This is a genomic window from Mucilaginibacter sp. SG538B, assembly GCF_013376065.1.
In the GTDB taxonomy this organism is placed as follows: Bacteria; Bacteroidota; Bacteroidia; order Sphingobacteriales; family Sphingobacteriaceae; genus Mucilaginibacter; species Mucilaginibacter rubeus.
This window is the reverse complement of sequence record NZ_JABMJI010000004.1, coordinates 160,445-180,366: the sequence shown is the minus strand read 5'-3', so window position 1 is coordinate 180,366 and position 19,922 is coordinate 160,445. Positions and strand designations below refer to the sequence as shown.

General features: G+C 44.0%; 7 protein-coding genes. 1 reads left to right on the top strand and 6 read right to left on the bottom strand.

Annotation, left to right across the window (positions count from 1 at the left end):
• Window positions 1–262: 262 nt before the first annotated feature.
• The 6 genes from secA to FHW88_RS21625 form a co-directional block, all read right to left on the bottom strand.
• Window positions 263–3,574 carry a preprotein translocase subunit SecA gene (gene secA, locus FHW88_RS21650; protein WP_176627886.1) on the bottom strand — a complete coding sequence of 1,104 codons (3,312 nt, stop codon included), beginning with the start codon at window positions 3,572–3,574 and terminating at the stop codon, window positions 263–265.
• A gap of 341 nt (window positions 3,575–3,915) precedes the next feature.
• Window positions 3,916–6,309: an ABC transporter permease gene (locus tag FHW88_RS21645; RefSeq protein ID WP_176627885.1), complete on the bottom strand. Its 2,394-nt coding sequence runs from the start codon at window positions 6,307–6,309 to the stop codon at window positions 3,916–3,918.
• A gap of 90 nt (window positions 6,310–6,399) precedes the next feature.
• Entirely contained in the window at window positions 6,400–8,760 is a 2,361-nt protein-coding gene (locus tag FHW88_RS21640) for an ABC transporter permease (protein WP_176627884.1), read from the bottom strand.
• Window positions 8,761–8,835: 75 nt separating this feature from the next.
• A complete protein-coding gene (locus tag FHW88_RS21635) occupies window positions 8,836–11,223 on the bottom strand; it encodes an ABC transporter permease (RefSeq protein WP_176627883.1) in 2,388 nt (795 codons plus the stop codon).
• Between the two features lie 114 nt (window positions 11,224–11,337).
• Window positions 11,338–13,767 carry an ABC transporter permease gene (locus FHW88_RS21630; RefSeq protein WP_176627882.1) on the bottom strand — a complete coding sequence of 810 codons (2,430 nt, stop codon included), beginning with the start codon at window positions 13,765–13,767 and terminating at the stop codon, window positions 11,338–11,340.
• 188 nt (window positions 13,768–13,955) lie between these two features.
• Complete coding sequence (locus FHW88_RS21625; RefSeq protein WP_255485392.1) at window positions 13,956–16,739, bottom strand: ABC transporter permease; 2,784 nt, start codon at window positions 16,737–16,739, stop codon at window positions 13,956–13,958.
• Between the two features lie 474 nt (window positions 16,740–17,213).
• Between FHW88_RS21625 and FHW88_RS21620 the strand changes: the two genes are divergently transcribed.
• A complete protein-coding gene (locus tag FHW88_RS21620; RefSeq protein ID WP_229701653.1) occupies window positions 17,214–19,712 on the top strand; it encodes a M1 family metallopeptidase in 2,499 nt (832 codons plus the stop codon).
• Window positions 19,713–19,922 lie beyond the last annotated feature (210 nt).

The following is a 19,922-nucleotide window of genomic DNA, read 5'->3' as shown; positions in this document are numbered from 1 at the left end:
GGTAAATTATTATTTGGCATTAATAGCGGACGAAACTTGCGCAAAGGCCTGTCACCCTGAGGCTGTCGAAGGGGCGCGTGTAAGAGCCCTGCCAACCATGCTTCGACAGGCTCAGCATGACACCCTTTTTTAACCGTCATTGCGAGGTACGAAGCAATCCCCGATTGGAAGAGCAGCTATAAAAGCTCGCCCTGTACAGTTTGGGATTGCTTCGTACCTCGCAATGACGTGGTTATTATAGCCCGTTTTCACGGGCTTTATATTAATTCTGCCCTACACCGTGGCAGTTTTTGTATTTTTTACCGCTACCGCAAGGGCAAGGGTCATTACGGCCAATTTTATTTTCAACCCTTACCGGGGTGATCTTTTGCGGCTCCTGCGGAAAATCATCCATCGGCACACCGTTGCTTTCGTTTACAACTTCAGCCTTGGTGGTTTTCATTTTGCGCAGGTCCATTTTTGGTTCGGGCTTTGCTTCCCTTACCTCTTCGGCCTGTTGCTGAACCGGGATGCCACCGCGGAACAGGAAGCTTACAATTTCCTTGTTCACATTGGCCAGCATGCCGCGGAATAATTCAAAGGCCTCAAACTTGTAAACCAACAGTGGGTCCTTTTGTTCGTAAACCGCGTTTTGTACCGATTGTTTTAACTCGTCCATTTCGCGCAGGTGCTCTTTCCAGGCATCGTCGATCAGGTACAGGGTAACGTTTTTCTCGAAAGATTTAAATACCTCGTGACCGTGGTTTTCAACCGCTTTTTTAAGTGGAACAGCCACCTGAATACCGTGGATCCCGTCGCTGAACGGAACAACAATGTTTTCAACATACTGACCGCGGGTTTCATAAACGTCTTTAATAACCGGATAGGCCTGTTGTGCAACTGCTTCCTGTTTACGTTTATAAAAGTCCATTACCGTTTGGAAGGTCAGATCAGTTAACGCCGGAATTGTTTTTGCAGTAAATTCGTCAGCGCTAAGCTCAATATCAACCGAGAACAAACGGATCACTTCTAAGGTAAAGCCTTCGTAGTTGGCACTTTCTTTATATTCGGTAACAATGTCCTCAACCACATCAAAAATGGTGTTGCTCAGGTCAACGTCCAAACGCTCACCAAATAGGGCGTTTTTACGTTTGGTGTAGATCACCGTACGCTGTGAGTTCATCACGTCGTCATATTCCAGCAAACGTTTACGAATGCCGAAGTTGTTTTCTTCCACTTTTTTCTGTGCACGCTCAATTGATTTGGAGATCATGGAGTGTTGGATCACTTCTCCTTCTTCAATACCCATGCGTACCATTAAGCTTGAGATCCGCTCTGATCCGAATAAACGCATCAGGTTATCCTCTAACGATACGAAGAACTGTGAAGAGCCCGGGTCACCCTGACGACCAGAACGACCGCGCAACTGCCTGTCAACACGGCGCGATTCGTGACGCTCGGTACCCACAATGGCTAAACCACCGGCTTCTTTAACACCAGGGCCCAGTTTAATATCCGTACCACGACCAGCCATGTTGGTAGCAATGGTAACAGTGCCGGCCTTACCAGCTTCGGCCACAATATCGGCCTCTTTCTGGTGCATCTTGGCATTCAGTACGTTATGTTTGATACCGCGCAGTTTAAGCATACGGCTCAATAACTCCGAGATCTCAACCGACGTTGTACCAACCAGTACCGGGCGACCAGCCTGAGTAAGACTAACAATTTCCTCGGCCACCGCATTGTATTTTTCACGTACAGTACGGTAAACAAGGTCTTGCTTGTCATCACGGGTAATTGGGGTGTTGGTTGGTATTTCAACCACATCCAGTTTGTAAATCTCCCAAAACTCGCCTGCTTCGGTAACAGCGGTACCAGTCATGCCGCAAAGCTTATGGTACATCCTGAAGTAGTTTTGCAGGGTAATGGTTGCAAAAGTTTGGGTAGCATCCTCAACTTTTACGTTTTCTTTAGCCTCAATAGCCTGGTGTAAGCCATCAGAGTAACGGCGGCCGTCCAATACACGACCGGTTTGTTCGTCAACTATCTTTACCTTTCCTTCGTCAAGAATGTATTCGGTATCTTTTTCAAACAGGGTATAAGCTTTCAGTAACTGGTTAACCGAATGGATACGTTCAGATTTGATGGAGAAGTCACGCATCAACTCGTCTTTACGGGCAATCTTTTCTTCAGCGCTTAAGGATGATTTTTCAATTTCAGCAATTTCGGTACCTACATCAGGCATCACAAAGAAATGCGGATCTTCGCCGGAGGCGGTGATCAGCTCAATACCTTTTTCAGAAAGTTCAACCTGGTTGTTCTTTTCGTCAATAACGAAGAATAATTCAGAGTCAACCTTAGGCATTTCCTTGCCCTGATCCTGCATATAGTGATTTTCTACTTTTTGCAGGATGGTACGGTTACCACCTTCGCTCAAAAATTTGATTAATGCTTTGCTTTTTGGCAAACCACGGAAAGCACGTAACAAAGCTAAGCCACCACCATCAACATCGGTATTACCGTCGTTAATAGCTTTCTTAGCTTCGTTCAATACGCCGTTGACGTAGTTTTTTTGCGCATTAACCAAACGCTCGATGCGTGGTTTCAACTCATAAAACTCATGCTCATCACCACGTGGTATAGGGCCTGATATAATTAAAGGTGTACGGGCGTCGTCAATTAAAACGGAGTCAACCTCATCCACCATGGCATAATGCAGTTTGCGTTGTACCAGTTCTTCAGGGCTGCGTGTCATATTGTCACGCAGGTAATCAAAACCAAATTCGTTATTGGTACCAAAAGTAATATCAGCCAAATAAGCGGCACGGCGCTGCTCAGAGTTCGGCTCGTGCTTATCGATACAATCAACAGATAAACCATGAAACTCATACAGCGGGCCCATCCATTCACTATCCCTGCGGGCCAGGTAATCATTCACCGTTACAATGTGAACACCTTGTCCGGCAAGGGCGTTTAAGTACGCAGGCAGCGTGGCTACCAGCGTTTTACCTTCACCTGTGGCCATTTCCGATATTTTACCCTGGTGCAGTACAGTACCGCCAATCAGCTGTACATCATAATGAACCATGTTCCAGGTAACCTCGTTGCCGGCTGCTATCCAGGTGCTGCTATGAAAAGCTTTATCGCCTTTAATAGTAACGTTTGGTTTGCGGGCAGCCAGCGTGCGGTCAAACTCGGTAGCGGTAACTTCTAATGAACTATTGGCAGCCAGGCGGCTTGCTGTTTCTTTAACTACAGCAAATGCCTCGGGCAATATATTCATCAATATATCTTCAAGCTCTTTATTACGGTCTTTTTCAAGCTTATCAAGCTGAGTATAAAGCTCAACTTTTTCGGCTACATCCATATCAAGCTCGTTTTCTGTACGATCTTTAATGGCTTGTATCTCACTGTCGATACCAGAAAGGCCTTCGGCAATGGTTTCTTTAAAATATATGGTCTTAGCCCTAAGCTCATCATTACTCAGGGAGCCAAGCTTAGCATATTCAGCCTTAATTTTCTCAATTATAGGCTGTATACTTTTTACATCCCGTTCTGATTTGCTTCCGAAAAGCTTACTGATAAAATTTAACATATTATTTTATTATGATACAACCCGGTTCAACAATTGCGCCATAGCAGCCGTTAGAGCCAAATTGACAGGCAAATGTAAGATTTTGTGCCGAATGCCGAAAGGATAATGCTTTAAACCGTTATGCGTGGATGTAAGATTGACATTACGGTGTTTGTATTTGTTATTGCCTGACTCAGAATGTCTGAACTCGAATTAAACGAATTAAAGATTTTTGGAATTTGCCTGGCATCCGGTTAATTCATTAAATTCTATAAATTTAGGTCCAGAAAACTCCCACCCCGTTGTCGTGAGGGCACGACAACGGGGTAAAACTGATCTTTAATTTTTAATCACTAACTACTCTATTCCGTTTTCAAACTTTTTACCGGGTTCATTGAAGCTGCTTTTATACTTTGATAACTTACGGTGAGCAGCGTTATGACGATAGCTCCTATTGCGGTGAGGCCAAATATCCACCATGATAAATCGGCCCGGTATTTATAATCCTGCAGCCAGCCCTGCATAAAGTAATAAGCTGTTGGTATGGCTATCAATAATGATACCGATACCAGAAGCACAAATTCCTTCGACATTAATTGCCATAGGCTAAATATTGAAGCACCCAGCACTTTGCGTACACCAATCTCCTTAGTACGTTGTTCGGCCATGAATGATGCCATACCAAACAAGCCCATGCAGCTGATAAAAATGGCAAGCAGCGTAAAGAACCCGGCGAGTTTGCCTATGCGCTCTTCGTTGGTGAATTTACGGGCATACTCTTCGTCGGTAAACTTATATTCGAACGGGCTGCCGGGCGCATATTGTTTAAAAACTGACTCAATTTTGGCAATAGCGTCGTGGGCGCTCATTTTGGGGTTTAAACGGATATCCACAAGCCCGCCCGGATCATTATCCAGCACAAATATCGATGACTTAACCGGCTCATATGGCGACGACATCACCATATCCTTTACCACGCCTATGATCTTGAATTTTTTGCCCCAGTCGATTGTTTCGCCTACAGCGTGCTTAAAATTCATGAAACGGGCGGCAGTTTCGTTTACAATCATGCTTGACGAATCGCCTGCATTGTTGCGTTCAAAATCGCGGCCTTCAATTAACTTCCACTGGGCAACCTTGCCAAACTCCGGACTAAGGGTTATCGTGGCGAAGTCATCCTGTAAACCGGCAGGTTTTCCCCGCCAGTTTAAGCCGCTGTTATTGGAGTACACAGCAGTAAGCGGGCTACCAGACTCGGCAATTTCAATAATAGCCCCCGATTTAAGCAGATCGTTCCTTACGGCTTCAAAATGTTTATGAATTTCATCGGTACGCATATCTATCTGTACCAACCCCGTACGTTCATAACCGATAGGCCTGTTTTTGGTGAACTGCACCTGCCTGAACACGATGATAGTGCCGATGATTAGCGTAACCGACACAGCAAACTGCAGTACCACCAGTATTTTACGCGGCACTGCTGCATAGCGGCCGGCCTTGAATGTACCCTTCAAAACCTTAACCGGTTGAAAGGACGACAGATAAAATGCCGGGTAACTACCGGCAATTAGCCCTGTGATAATGCTGAAACTTAAACCCAGCAGCCAGAAAACCGCGTTGCCCCAAAGGATGTGCATGGTTTTATCGGCCACGCCATTGAACCACGATAGCGTGAGCTGCGCCAGTAAAACCGAAATTAAAAATGCGAACAACGCTAATATTACCGACTCGATAAAGAACTGGCTGATCAGCTGGCTCCTTAACGAGCCCACCGTTTTACGAATCCCCACTTCCTTGGCACGTTTCTCACTACGGGCGGTACTCAGGTTCATGAAATTGATACAGGCCAGCATCAGCACAAACACGCCGATAATACCAAACATCCATACAAATTTGATATCGCCGCCAACATTAAAGCCATCTTTAAAGCTCGAGTAAAGGTGCCATTTACTCATTGGATGCAGAAATACTACCGGTTTAAAGCTGGCGCCAACGTCGTCTCCCTGCGCTTTAATCGCACGCAGTTTAAGATCTTTGATCTCGGCCGATACTTTTTTGGCGTTGATACCAGGCTTCAGCTGAGCAAAAATTTGCCAGGAGTTATTGCCCCAACGTGTTTCGGCCCGTTTTAACCAGGCGGCGGTAGTCATATATAAATCCCATGGCGCTATGAAACCCAGCTCGCGAAACTCGGAATTATGCGGCATGTCTTCATAAACGCCGGTCACTTTAACATTCCATACATTATCTATTTTGATGGTTTTAAGCATCGGATCGGTATCACCAAACAAGGCCTTGGCCAATGTTGCCGAAAGTAAAACAGATGATGGATCTTTCAAACCATCACGTGTGCCCTTCAGCATTTTTAAAGTAAGCAGATCAGGCGCTTCGGCCTGCATGTAGCTTCCCTCCTTAGTCAGCTTTTTTTCTCCATAGGCCATGATGTGCCCATAGTTCCAGGAGGAGAGCACCACGTATTTAAAATCGTGCTTATAGTCGTTCCGCAACTTATAACCCAGAGGTATAGGCATAGCCGTTTGCGAGCCTGTTACTCCATTGAATGTTTGGTTTTGCCATACCTGAACTATCCGGTCGTAATTATCAAAGTTTCTATTGTACGATAACTCATCCCAGATCCACAGGCCAATAAGCATAGCTACTGCCATACCTACCGACAGGCCTGTAATATTGATAAGCGTATGTGCCTTGTTCTTAACAAGGTTTCGCCACGCAACGGTTAAATAGTTTTTAAACATTTACCCCTCCTAACCTCCCCAAAGGGGAGGGATCTTTAATTTGATTATTAATTTATTAGCCCTCTCCTTTGGAGAGGGTTGGGTGAGGTCTTACTCACTCCTCAAATTCTTCACCGGGTTGGCCAGCGCCGCTTTTATGGCGTGGTAGCTAACCGTTAATAAAGTGATTACCACGGCGCCAACTCCTGATGCCGCGAAGATCCACCAGGTTATGGTCGACCGGTATTCATACTTATGCAGCCAGTTGTTCATATAATAGTATGTTGCAGGAATAGCTATAAAGAGCGATATGGTAACTAAAACCACAAACTCGGTGGAAAGCAACCGCCAAAGATTAGCCACCGAAGCACCCAATACTTTGCGCACCCCTATCTCCTTGATACGCTGCTCGGCTACAAACGAAGCCAGACCAAATAAGCCAAGGCATGATATAAATATAGCCAATACTGCAAAGATGGTGGCAAGGTTACCTATGCGCTGCTCATCCGAAAACTTGTGCGCATATTCATCGTCATTAAACTTAAAATCGAAGGGGCTACCTGGGTTATACTTTTTAAATACCGGTTCAATTTTTTTAAGTGCCTCCTGCATTGGCATGGTTGGTTTAACCCTAACAGTTATGAAGTTAACCCAACCCGGTATCATCATAAATACCGTGGCTACAGGTTTTTTATATGGCGATTCCATCACCATATCTTTAACCACCCCGGTAACAACATGATCCTGCTTGTTCCACCGGATCACTTTACCTACCGGGTTTTTAATACCGCTCATTTTCACTGCCGATTCGTTGAGGATAAAGGCACCGGTATCCGTTGGGAAGTTTCTTGAAAAATCGCGGCCCTGGATAATTTTCCAGCCTACAGTATGCCCAAAATCATAAGTTATAGCAACGGTACCAAAAGTGGGGTCGAAGCCTGCGGGCTTGCCCTCCCAATCGAACCCACCATTATTTGCCCAAATCTCTGTAGTAGTACTGTTTGATTCGGCCATATCCTCAACCGCGCCGGTTTGGATCAGGTCGTTACGCATGGTTTCATAATGGCCGTAAATCTCAGGGGTCTTCATCTCGAAAGAAAGTAAGCCCGCGCGTGAATAACCAACCGGCCTGTCTTTAGCATACTGGATTTGCCTGAACACAACTATAGTACCGATAATCAGCGCTATGGATACCGTAAACTGCACAACAACCAAAACCTTACGCGGCAGAGACGCAAAACGGCCGACCTTGAAAGTGCCCTTTAAAACCTTCACCGGCTCAAATGATGAAAGGTAAAATGCCGGATAACTGCCTGCTATGACGCCTGTAAATAAGGTAAAACCCAAAGCCAGGAGCCAAAACCAAACATTGCCAAATGGCATATTTATTTGTTTATCAGCAATATGATTAAATGATGGCAGCGCAACCAAAACTATACCCAGTGTAACTACCAGCGCCAAACAGGCAAATATTACCGATTCGCTCAAAAACTGATTGATGAGCTGTGAGCGCATGGAGCCGATAGACTTTCTGATCCCCACTTCCTTAGCACGTTTCTCACTTCGGGCGGTACTCAGGTTCATAAAATTGATACAAGCCAGTAACAATACAAATACGCCGATGATACCAAACAGCCAAACCATTTCAATAAGCCCACCTACAGGTTTGCTGTTTTTAAAATCGCTGTACAGGTGCCATTTGCTCATGGGGTGCACCTGTATACTTTCATCATTCATCTTAAAGTGCGGCTTTGTAATGTTCCTGATCTTAGCCGATACTTTATCAAAGTCCACATTATCGGCCAGCTGAACATACAATGAGCAGCCATGATTGTCCCATGCTCCTGTTTGGGTGCCCCACCAATTGTTTTTATTAAAAAAAGGCATCAGGAACTTCGTTTCATAAAATGAAGTATTGCGTGGCAGGTCTTCATATACGCCGATAACTTTTAAGTTTGTTTTATTATCAGCTTTGATGGTTTTATTGACCGGATCGGCATTACCAAATAGTGCTTTGGCAATTGATTGAGATATAACTATGGATGAAGGATCCCTGAATTCGGTATAGCTACCTTTTACCATTTTCAATGCAAGCATAGCCGGCAAATCACCTTCGGCCCAGGCACCAATTTGTGATATCTTTTTATCACCTACCGAAAGAATATGCGCCCCTCCCCAAAAAAGCGAAGTATGTTTAAAATCGCCGGCATACTTAGTGCGCAATTCGGCACTCAGCGGCACCACGGTCGATCGAAAAGTAGGCGTTTCTCCATTTGCCGTTTGTGTAACCATAATCTGACCCATGCGGTTATAGGTGCTATGGTACTTATCAAACGATAACTCGTCCCAGATCCAAAGACCGATAAGCATGGCCACTGCCATCCCCACCGATAAACCCGCAATGTTAATAAAGGCATGCACCTTGTTTTTAACAATATTACGGAACGCGATTTTGATGTAATTCTTTAACATAACATTTCATTAAGTCATTGTTTCATTTTGCCGGGTAAATACCCTGATGACGCGAAGCAAATGAAATAGCGACAATTATTCATTTCTTAAACTTTTTACCGGATTAGCCATTGCTGCTCTTAGCGTATGCAGGCTCACGGTTACTAATGTTATTACAAAAGCACCGACAGCAGGCAGCACGAATATCCACCAGCTTATTTGTGCGCGATATTCATACTGTTGCAGCCAATGGCGCGTGAAATAATATGCTACGGGTATTGCTACGAACAAACTGACCAATACCAGTAATACAAATTCGGCCGAAAGCATACGCCATAATTCGGTAACTGATGCGCCGAGCACTTTGCGGATCCCGATCTCGCCGGTGCGTTGCTCCGCAATAAATGACGCCATCCCAAACAAGCCAAGGCAGCTTATAAAAATCGCCAGCGTTGCGAATGAACTTGCCAATTGGCCGGCACGTTTTTCACTGCCGAATTTTTGCGCGTAGTCTTCATCAACAAATTGAAAATTAGCAGGCTGAGAAGGCGCATATTTTTTCATAACCGCGCTGATTTTTTCCAATGCCTGGCCGGTACCAATGGCCGGATTTATTTTCATGGTTACTATTCTGCCTCCGTCATTGTTTAAATAAAAAAAGCTCGGTTCCACCTGCTGGTACGGCGAACCCATGATCATATCTTTCACTACGCCTATCACGTGAAAAAGCTGGCCGTTCCAGCTTATGGTTTCGCCAACAGGCTTCTTTAAACCCATGTACCTAACCGCTGCTTCATTAATTACAAAACCTGCCGAATCAGTAGCAAAAGCTTTTGAAAAATCACGACCAGATTTAAACTGCCACCCGATGGTTTTACCATAATCATAAGAGATATCTATGTTAGGAAAAACTACAGCCTGGCCCGGGTCTTTTCCCTTCCAGTCGAGCCCGCCGCTAAAACTACCTATGGATGTAGTCGGACTGCCCGATTCGGCTATTTGGGTTATTGCACCTGCTTTCAGCAACTCATCTTTGATCACTGCAAAGTTTTTATGAACATCAGGCGTAAATGTTGACAGGCTTAGCAGATTATTTTTATCATAACCTATAGGCCGGCTTTCTGCAAATTTGATTTGCCGGAAAACAACGATAGTGCAAATGATTAAAAAAACAGAAACGGTAAATTGTACTACTATTAATGCGCGGCGTGGGTTAGAAGCATACTTACCTGTTTTAAATGTACCCTTTAACACTTTAACCGCTTTAAACGATGACAGGTAGAACGCCGGGTAACTTCCTGCCAATAAGCCTGTAATAAACGTAAAGCCAAGGCCTAAAAGCCAAAATCCTTTATCACTCCACAAAATCTGGATGCGCTTGCCTGCAACCTGGTTAAAATAAGGAAGGCAAAATTGCACCACGCAAATGCTGATCAAAAATGAAACCGCAGCGATCAATACCGATTCCGTTAAAAACTGTACAATCAGTTGCCCCCTCAACGAACCTACGGCTTTGCGCACGCCTACTTCCTTAGCCCGCTTTTCGCTCCTGGCAGTGCTTAGGTTCATAAAATTAATGCAGGCCAGTAGCAGTATAAAAATACCGATGATCCCAAACAGCCATACATACTGGATACTACCACCTACATTCACTCCATTTTTAAAATCGGTATACAAATGCCATTTGCTCATCGGATGCAGAAAAAGTTCGGGCTTATGCGTTGCCTCATCCGCATTACATTTATCAAGTTTCGCCTTTTTTATCTTTGCCGAAGCTTTAGCCATATCAACATTATCAGCTATCTGCACGTAAGTCAAAAAAGAACTCCTGCCCCACTCGTTCATAAAACGGTCCATCCACGGGTTCTCATTCACAAACAACTGCCATGGCACAAAGAAAGAAGCATCTGCAAAGGTTGTATTATACGGCTGATCCTCATAAACACCAGTAACTTTAACCACCGATTTATCACCAAGCTTCATCACTTTGTCCATAGGGTCTTCATCGCCAAAATAGGCCTTGGCCAATGATGCTGAAAGTATAATGGAATTGGGATCTTTAAATGCGATAGCCCTGCTTCCCCGAAGCATTTTTATGCTGAATATATCAAGCGCCTGCGGCTCAAAATATACACCGCTCGGACTGAGTGATTTTTCGCCCGCCGCCAGGGTGTGTATACCGGCACCTGTTGCCATGGTTATATATTTAAAATCGCTGCCATAACTTTTGCGCAATTCCGGACCCAGCGGTAGAGGTTCGTTAGGCCTGGTTTGCACTTCGCCATTATTGCTCTGGTTTTGCATTACCTGTGCTATACGATCATAGTTTTCATAATATTTATTAAAACTAAGCTCATCATGCAGCCACAAACCAATCAGTATGGCCACAGCCATACCAACCGACAAGCCAGCAATATTGATGAAGGTATGTCCCCTATGCCTTGTTAAGTTACGAATAGCGATTTTTAAATAGTTTTTTATCATGGTGTAGGTTTATATATTATTTCATTAGGTGATTCTATTCTGTCATTGGTTCATTAAGTCATTTTTGGGTCGAAAATTTTTTAACGCACTGCGAAAATGACTTAATGACCAAAATCATTCCGCCTTCAAGCTCTTCACAGGGTTCATTCTTGCAGCTTTTATGGCTTGTGTGCTTACCGTTAGCAGGGCTATTACCATAGCCAGCACACCGGCCAGGGCAAACATCCACCAGCTTATAGTTACCCGGTATTCAAATGCCTGCAGCCATTTGCTCATGCCCCACCATGCTATCGGCGTGGATATTACAAGGGCTATCAGCACCAGTTGTACAAAATCTTTCGACAATAACTGCACAATACCCGTTACACTGGCGCCGAGCACCTTACGTACACCTATTTCCTTACTGCGCTGTTCGGCACTGAAAGCTGCCAGGCCAAACAGGCCAAGGCAGGATATCACTATCGCCATCAGCGTAAAGGCATTAATAATTTGCGACAAGGTAACTTCAGTTTCATACTGCTTTTGCACCTCGGTATCTAAGAAAGAATATTCAAATGGTGCGTCGGCTATGTCTTTACGCCACAGCGCTTCCATTTTGCCCAGCAGCGATTTATAGTTTTTGCTATCTGTTGATACCACCATCACATTAAACTGCCTCGGATCATTACGGTAAACCAGCATAAACGGCTTTACTTCCATATGCAGGGAGTTGTAATTAAAGTCCTTCATTACCCCGGCCACTTCAACAAAGGTTACCGGGTCCGGATCATATTGGGTATACAATCGTGTACCCGGAGCAGTCTGCGGGTTTAGTCCCAGGCGCTTACATAAGGTTTCATTAATGAGTACCCGGGTAGTATCCCCTATCCGGAAGTCCCGGCCGGCAATTATTTTAATACCATTGGCTTTGGCAAAAAACTCATCGGTATTAATATTTTGTGCATCGATGGCGGTGGTCATATTGCCCCCTGCCGTGTAAACTCCGTGATCATGCGGTACAAACTGGCTCAGGTAATTATCAGCATTGCTAACGGTCTTAACTTCGGCCAGTTGCCTTAAATCATTTGCAAAATTTTTCATTTTGCCCTGCGTGGTATTGGTATAAAAATTAAAGATGAGCTTTTGATTTTGGTCGAAGCCAAGATCTTTATTCTTTACGAAATTGAGCTGACTGTAGATCACAATAATGCCTGTTATAAGTACTATAGACAGCACAAACTGAAATACTACCAATGATTTACGGATCCCTGCTGCCGAAATATGACTGGTAAAATTCCCTTTGATCACCTTGATAGCCTTAAACGCCGACAGGTAAAATGCAGGATAGCTTCCGGCCACAAAACCAGTAACCACAACTATGCCCATCAGCATTAGCCAAAGCCTATAATTGCTAAAAAACGATAAATGAATATCTGTATGGGTTACCTGATTTAAATATGGTAGCAGCAATACGAGTAATGGTAACGCTATGGCTACGCCCATGAGGGTCAGCATAAACGATTCGCCTAAAAACTGCTTCATCAAATCGCCCTGGCCCGCTCCTATTACCTTGCGTACGCCAACCTCTTTGGCACGTTTGGATGCCCGCGCTGTTGATAGGTTCATGAAGTTGATACAAGCCACTACTTGTATCAGTACAGCTACCAGTATCATAATGTACAGGAATGCAGGATCAAGTGTTTTGGTTAGCTCATGCTCATGTCCTGGCGTTGTATGAATGGTAGTTACAGGCTGCAGGTGCAGCGCCTTTTTCATGCCGATGGCCTTCAGTTGGTCGGCACCGTATTTATTTAAAAAGTCCGGAAGCTTTTTTTCCAGCGCGGCAGCGCTGGCATTGGGACGTAGTTTTACATAAGCGTATAAAAAGTTATTCCCGGCCCAGGCGGTATTCCTCCTTACATACTCGCCCAAACCGCCGCTGTTCATGGCCATAAACATACTGGCATGAAGGTGCGACTGGCCGGCACTTTCGTCAACAACCCCCATAACCTTAAAATCATGCTTACCGAATGAATTGTCGATAGAGATCATTTTGCCTATAGCATTTTCTCCCCCGAAAAGCTTATCAGCAACCGGTTTCAACAATACAATACTATAAGGTTCGGAGAGTACCTTATTAGCATTACCGCTAACAAAATGAAAGTTGAACACATCAAAAAAAGTAGAATCGACATAAGCCGCATCCTGCTGATAAAATGATTTTTCTTTGTAGCGCAAAAGGTGCTGCTTTGCCCCAAAACCTTCGGTAGTAACTAACCGGGTAAACTGCAAAACCTCGCCAAAATCATTTTTCATGGCCGGCGCTATTGGCGGCGAGCTTGCCGCGCCATCATGCTTATCACCCGTGAGCTCAAGCGTTGTGGTAATACGGTACAGGTCTTTAACATCTTTGTGTTGCTTATCATAACTGTACTGATCCTGCACATAAAGCAAAATATAAAGGCAACACAGTGTACCTGTAGCCAATCCCACTATATTAATTAAACTAAAGGTTTTGTTTTTCAACAAAAACCGCCATGCCGTTTTTAAATAACTTTTAATCATTTTATTAGTTCATTTGTTCAATGGTTCATTATAGTGCTTTCAAACATGTCATTGCGAGCGTAGCGTGGCAATCGCACGGAAGCATCGCCGCTCTGTATAACGTGCGATTGCTTCGTCGTCCCTCCTCGCAATGACATATTTTATATTCCAAAATCAACCTAACCTCTAATCTCCAACCTCTAACCGCTCTACTCCGCTTTCAAGCTCTTTACCGGGTTCATTAACGCGGCTTTAATGCTTTGATAGCTTACCGTAGCAAGGGCTATCATAATTGCGGCCACCCCCGCCAGCGCAAACATCCACCAGCTAAGCTGTACGCGATAGGTAAAATCCTGCAGCCATTGGGTCATTGCATAATAGGCTATAGGCGTTGCTATCACAATGGCAATAAATACCAGTTTTACAAAATTCATGGATAACATTGCAGTGATATTGCCAATAGTAGCGCCTAATACCTTGCGGATCCCTATTTCCTTGCTGCGCTGCTCGGCCATGAAAGCAGCCAGGGCAAACAGACCGAGACAAGCAATCATGATAGCCAGTACCGCAAAACTTGTGAAAATACGCCCCATACGCTGTACATCGGCATACATGCTGGCAAAACGCTCGTCCATAAAAGTGTATCTAATGGGCTGGTTTGGTGCAAACTGTTTCCAGGTTGCAGTGATTTGGTCGAGCGCTTTTTTTACATCACCGGCTTTTATTTTTACCGATACTATCGATTCGCTTGAGCTTAAATGCATCACCAATGGCTCGATACCGTCGCGCATCGAGTTAAAATTAAAATCCTGCACCACGCCGATAATTGTTTTACCCGGGCCATAGTTAACTATCTTTTTCCCTATCGGATTTTTAAGTCCGAGTTTGTTGGCCATCATTTGGTTAATGATCACCGCCTGCGAGTCGGCTTTCATATCGGGAATAAAGTCGCGGCCAGCCACCAGTTTAATGCCCAGTGTTTTGAGATAATCATGATCCACATCCCAAAACTGACCACCTACAGTAGGATCTATTTTTTCTCTTCCCTCAATAAAAAATTGGTTGCCATTACGCTTAGTGCCCGAAACCGGTAAAAAATCGCTGATTGATGCACTTTTAACTGTGGATAGTTTCAGCAATTCGCTTTTAAATGGTTTCACCTGATTATCAAGCGTATTGGTACCTTGTATCATCACCACCTGATCTTTCTCAAAACCTACTTTTTTGTTAAGCAGGTATTGCATCTGGTTATAAATAACTACCGTGCTGATGATGAGGATAATAGATGTAGCAAACTGGAAAACCACCAGCACATTACGCAATACCGAACTTTTACTTCCGGTGCTTAAATTGCCTTTAAGCACTTCGGCTGGTTTAAAGCCCGAGAGGTAAAACGCAGGATAAATGCCCGCCACAATGCCAATTAAGAATGCCGCCGCCAGCACTACCGGTACTAACCACCAAACCACCCACGGCATAGTAAGCGATTTGGACGCCAGCGTATTAAAATATGGCAATAGTACCCAGGCCAGGATCAGGCCTAATACAAACGAGAAAAAGCTATACAATAATGATTCGGCCAAAAACTGCCTGATCAAACCACTTCGCTGCGAGCCAACTACTTTACGTAACCCAACCTCTTTGGCCCTGTTAGCCGATTTGGCTGTAGAAAGGTTAATAAAATTGATACAGGCAATCACCAAAATAAAACCGGCCACCGCGCCAAACAACCACACGAAACGGATATCCCCGTGCGACATGCCATCATGAATATCGTACGAGCGTAAATTGATATCCTGTACATTTTGAACCACTAAATTAAAAATGCTCATTACCCTGCTGGCGCGTTTATCGCCATTATGTGTCATGCTGGGGATGTAATAATTTTTCAGGATGCCATCATTTACCTTTTTATTAAACTGTGCTATGTTGGTGCCGGGTTTCAGCGCCATGTATATATGATAATTATTGGCATCCCAGGTTGCCTGTTCGCCATTCCAGAACTCAACACCGGCAAGGGTGATAAAGAACTTAAAATCGTGCAGATGCGAATTACCGGGGATATCCTGCATTACCGCGGCTATTTTAAAAGGTTTAGTTTTGTTATTGTTTAGGTACATTACCTTACCTACCGGGTTTTGACCGGGGAAGTATTTATCTGCCTTGCTTTTTGAAATCACCATACTCAATGGCTCACTCAAGGCATGTTTTGAATCGCCGTAAACCATGGGCAGGTTCAAAATATCTATCAGGCCCTGATCTGCATAGGCAAAACCTTCTTCGTGGGTATTATCAGCCTGGTCTGCACGCTTTAACTCATTGGCGCCTGCACCCCAAAAAAGTGAATTTGGCATTAAACGACCTGATTTCTCTACTTCCGGATAGTCCTGTTTAATCACTTTGGCCATCACCGAAGGCCAATCAACACCTTTTTCATCTACCGAGCCATCGTGGTAATGCCCAAGCAAACGGTAAACATTAGCGGCATTAGGGTAGCTTTTATCAAAGCTTAACTCATCGCGAATATACAGAGCAATTAGCAGGCAGGCCGCAATACTAAACGCAAAGCCGCCGATTTTAATAGCAGCATACATTTTTTGCTTGCGCAATTGCCTTAAAGCGACTTTTAAATAATTTTTGATCATGGCAGTGCTATTTAAAAAGGGGCTATGTTGTTTTAATTTTTCCGTACTGTTATAATTAGCCTGCATGGTTTTCTCCGGTTTAACCGGAGAGGGCGTTTCAACTGCAACCGCTGGTTGTCCTGTACCCTCCATATCTTTGATCTTTGCCTGGATCTTACCAAACAAAACCGAACCGTCACTCTTTGGCTTTTCCTCTCCATCATCCCACCATTTCGACATTAACCTTAGCTGGCTATGCAGCTCCGGGTTTTCGGCCAGCAAAGCGTTTAGCTCCTGCAACTCCTTTTCCGAAGCTTCATTAGCCAATTTCTTTGAAGCAAGGCTCCAAATGTGGTCATCCAAGTTCATCTCTCAAACGGGCGTTAGTTTATCAAAGGCAGTGCACAACTGTTATTTTCGAATAAAACATGTGCCATTTATACAAATATCTACATATCAAATACTTACACAAAAACACCCGTTATTACTGTACGAAAGCGTACATCTGGTGTCCGGTTTTAAGCAAGGTCATTCCTTAGCCTGAGCAGGCATGATAACACCAGCCACAACTGAACAGCTTTAACCAATCATTGGTGTTACCCCCCCCTCTTTAATTAAAAAGCTTATTTTCAATTATTTATTCAATAAAAATACGAATTGTGTTAACCCTGTTAACCCCCAAGCCATCCGGTTTAAACTCACAATTTCTCTACTCTCCCGTAACATAATCCTATCCCGTGCGTCATAGGTGATTTACGCACAAAACATTTTGGCTGGCAGGGTGTATATTTGAAAATTAACTATCCTTAACAGCTTGTAAAAAGCAAACTTTTTGTACTACATATGACTGATCGCAAACTAATTACAAAACTCATGCTGTCGTGTGTGCTTACCACAGCTATGGCAACCGCTTACGGGCAGCAAACCCCTCCACCAGAAAACCCGGCATTAAAAATCTACCGGGCTGCACCAACTAAAATCAACGATCTTATCCACACCAAGCTTGATGTGCGCTTCGATTACAAAAAACGCTACCTGTACGGTAAGGAATGGGTTACTTTGAAACCTCACTTTTATCCAACTGATAGCTTAAGGCTCGACGCTAAAGGCATGGACCTTAAAAATATCTCGGTAGTAAAAAATGGTAAAAATGTGCCGCTTAAGTTTACGTACCAGGACAGCCTTTCGGTAGCCATTAAACTGGACAAGGTTTACCGCAATAACGAAAGTTATACCATTTACATTGATTATACTGCCAAGCCCAATGAGCTGAAAGCTAAAGGCAGTGCAGCTATCAATGACGCAAAAGGTTTATACTTCATCAACCCCGACGGTACCGAAAAAGATAAACCAACCCAGATCTGGACACAAGGCGAAACCGAGAGCTCATCGGCCTGGTTCCCTACCATTGATAAGCCAAGCCAGAAAACTACTGAAGAGATCACGATGACCGTGCCGGCAAAGTACGTAACCTTATCAAACGGTAAACTAACCGCCCAAAAAACAAATGCCGATGGCACCCGTACCGATACATGGAAGCAGGAATTACCGCATTCGCCGTATTTGTTTATGATGGCTGTAGGCGATTTCAAGATCTATAAAGATAAGTGGAAAGATAAAGAGGTAAGCTACTACCTGGAGCCTAAATATGCGCCTTACGCCAAAGAGATCTTTGGTTTCACGCCCGAAGCTATCGACTTTTATTCAAAAACTTTAGGTGTTGATTTTCCATGGGTTAAATACTCACAAATTGTAGTACGCGACTACGTAAGCGGCGCTATGGAAAATACCTCGGCTACCTTACACGGCGATTACGTACAGGCTACCCACCGCGAACTGATAGACGCCAACTTTAGCAATGGCCGCAGCACTATTGTGCACGAGCTGTTTCATCAATGGTTTGGCGATTATGTTACTGCCGAAAGTTGGAGCAACCTTACCGTAAACGAATCGTTTGCCAACTTCAGCGAAACCATCTGGGCCGAACATAAATATGGCAAGGACGAAGCTGATGCGCATAACTATGCAGATATGCAAAGCTATCTCCGTTCGCAGGGAGCCAGTACTAAAAACCTGGTGCGTTTTTATTATGCCGATAAAGAGGACGTTTTTGACGCTGTAACCTACCAAAAAGGTGGCCGCATCCTGAACATGCTCCGCAATTATTTAGGCGATGCTGCATTTTATAAAGGACTTAACATCTATCTGAAAACTAACGCCTTCAAAAACGGTGAAGCCCAGCAATTACGTTTAGCATTTGAGGAGGCCAGCGGCCAGGACCTTAACTGGTATTTTAACCAATGGTATTATGGAGCCGGTCACCCGATACTGAACATCAGCTACAAATGGGACGAGGCAACTAAAACCGAAACCGTTTACCTGAAACAAACACAGGATGGCCAAACCTTTAAACTGCCAATGGCTATTGATATTTACCAGGGCGGTAAAAAAGTGCGCCATAAAGAGTGGATGAATGACAAGGTAGATTCTATTAGTTACCAACTGGCCGGCAAACCGGATCTGGTGAATGTTGATGCTGATAAGATCCTGCTTACCAAAAAAACTGATAACAAAACTATTGAAGAGTTTTCATTCCAGTATTTTAACGCTCCTAATTACCTCGACCGTTACGAGGCTATAGAAGCTGCTGCATCAGATCAAACCCGTCCGCAAGCACAAAAAATCCTGATCGCGGCTTTAAAGGATAAGTATTATGGCCTCCGCATTAAAACCATCAGGGCATTAAACCTCACTAAAGATGATGTGCGTAATGCAGCCCAGCCAATATTGATCGCATTAGCTCAAGCCGATAATAACACGCTTGTAAAAGCAGCTGCTATTACTGCATTAGGCAAATTGAAAGCAAGCGGTAATATGACTTTGTTTACCCAATCCATATCGAGCGAATCATACGCTGTACAGGGCGCGGCCTTAAACGCCATTGCACAACTTGACCCGGCCAAAGCATTAAGCTTAGCCAAAGGCCTTGAAAAAGACAACAAAGGCGCATTAACTACCGCTATCATGACTTTATATACTACTAATGGTAATGATGCCGAATGGCCGTTTGTTTACCATGCGTTTACCGAGGCAGGGATTCAGGAAAAATTCAATTCCCTTAAAAACTTTGCTGACATGACTGCCAAAGTAAATAAGCCAGAGTACGCTCAGCAAGGTATTGAAGAGCTTAAAAATGCCGGCATTAAATTTAAGGTTTACGGAGCAGCACCATTTATAGTAACCCAACTGGAAGGTATCAAAACCTCACGTACTACTATGAAAGACGATGCATCGGCAAAAGCTGCTGACGATGCTATCAAGGCTGTGAATGATGCCAAATAAGCAGAAAATCAAAGGCTTAAAGCTAAAAGCTTTATAGCTTTGTTCATTCACCTAAATACAAAAGGCCGCTCTTATCAAAGGCGGCCTTTTGTATTTAGCGTAAAGCGATGTGGTTGAGCTTAAGGCATAAAGCCAAAAGCGTTTTGAGTGTTAGCGTTATTAGCTTTGAGCTTTTTGCGTTCGGCTTTAAGCCTTCTGCTTTTAGCTTAA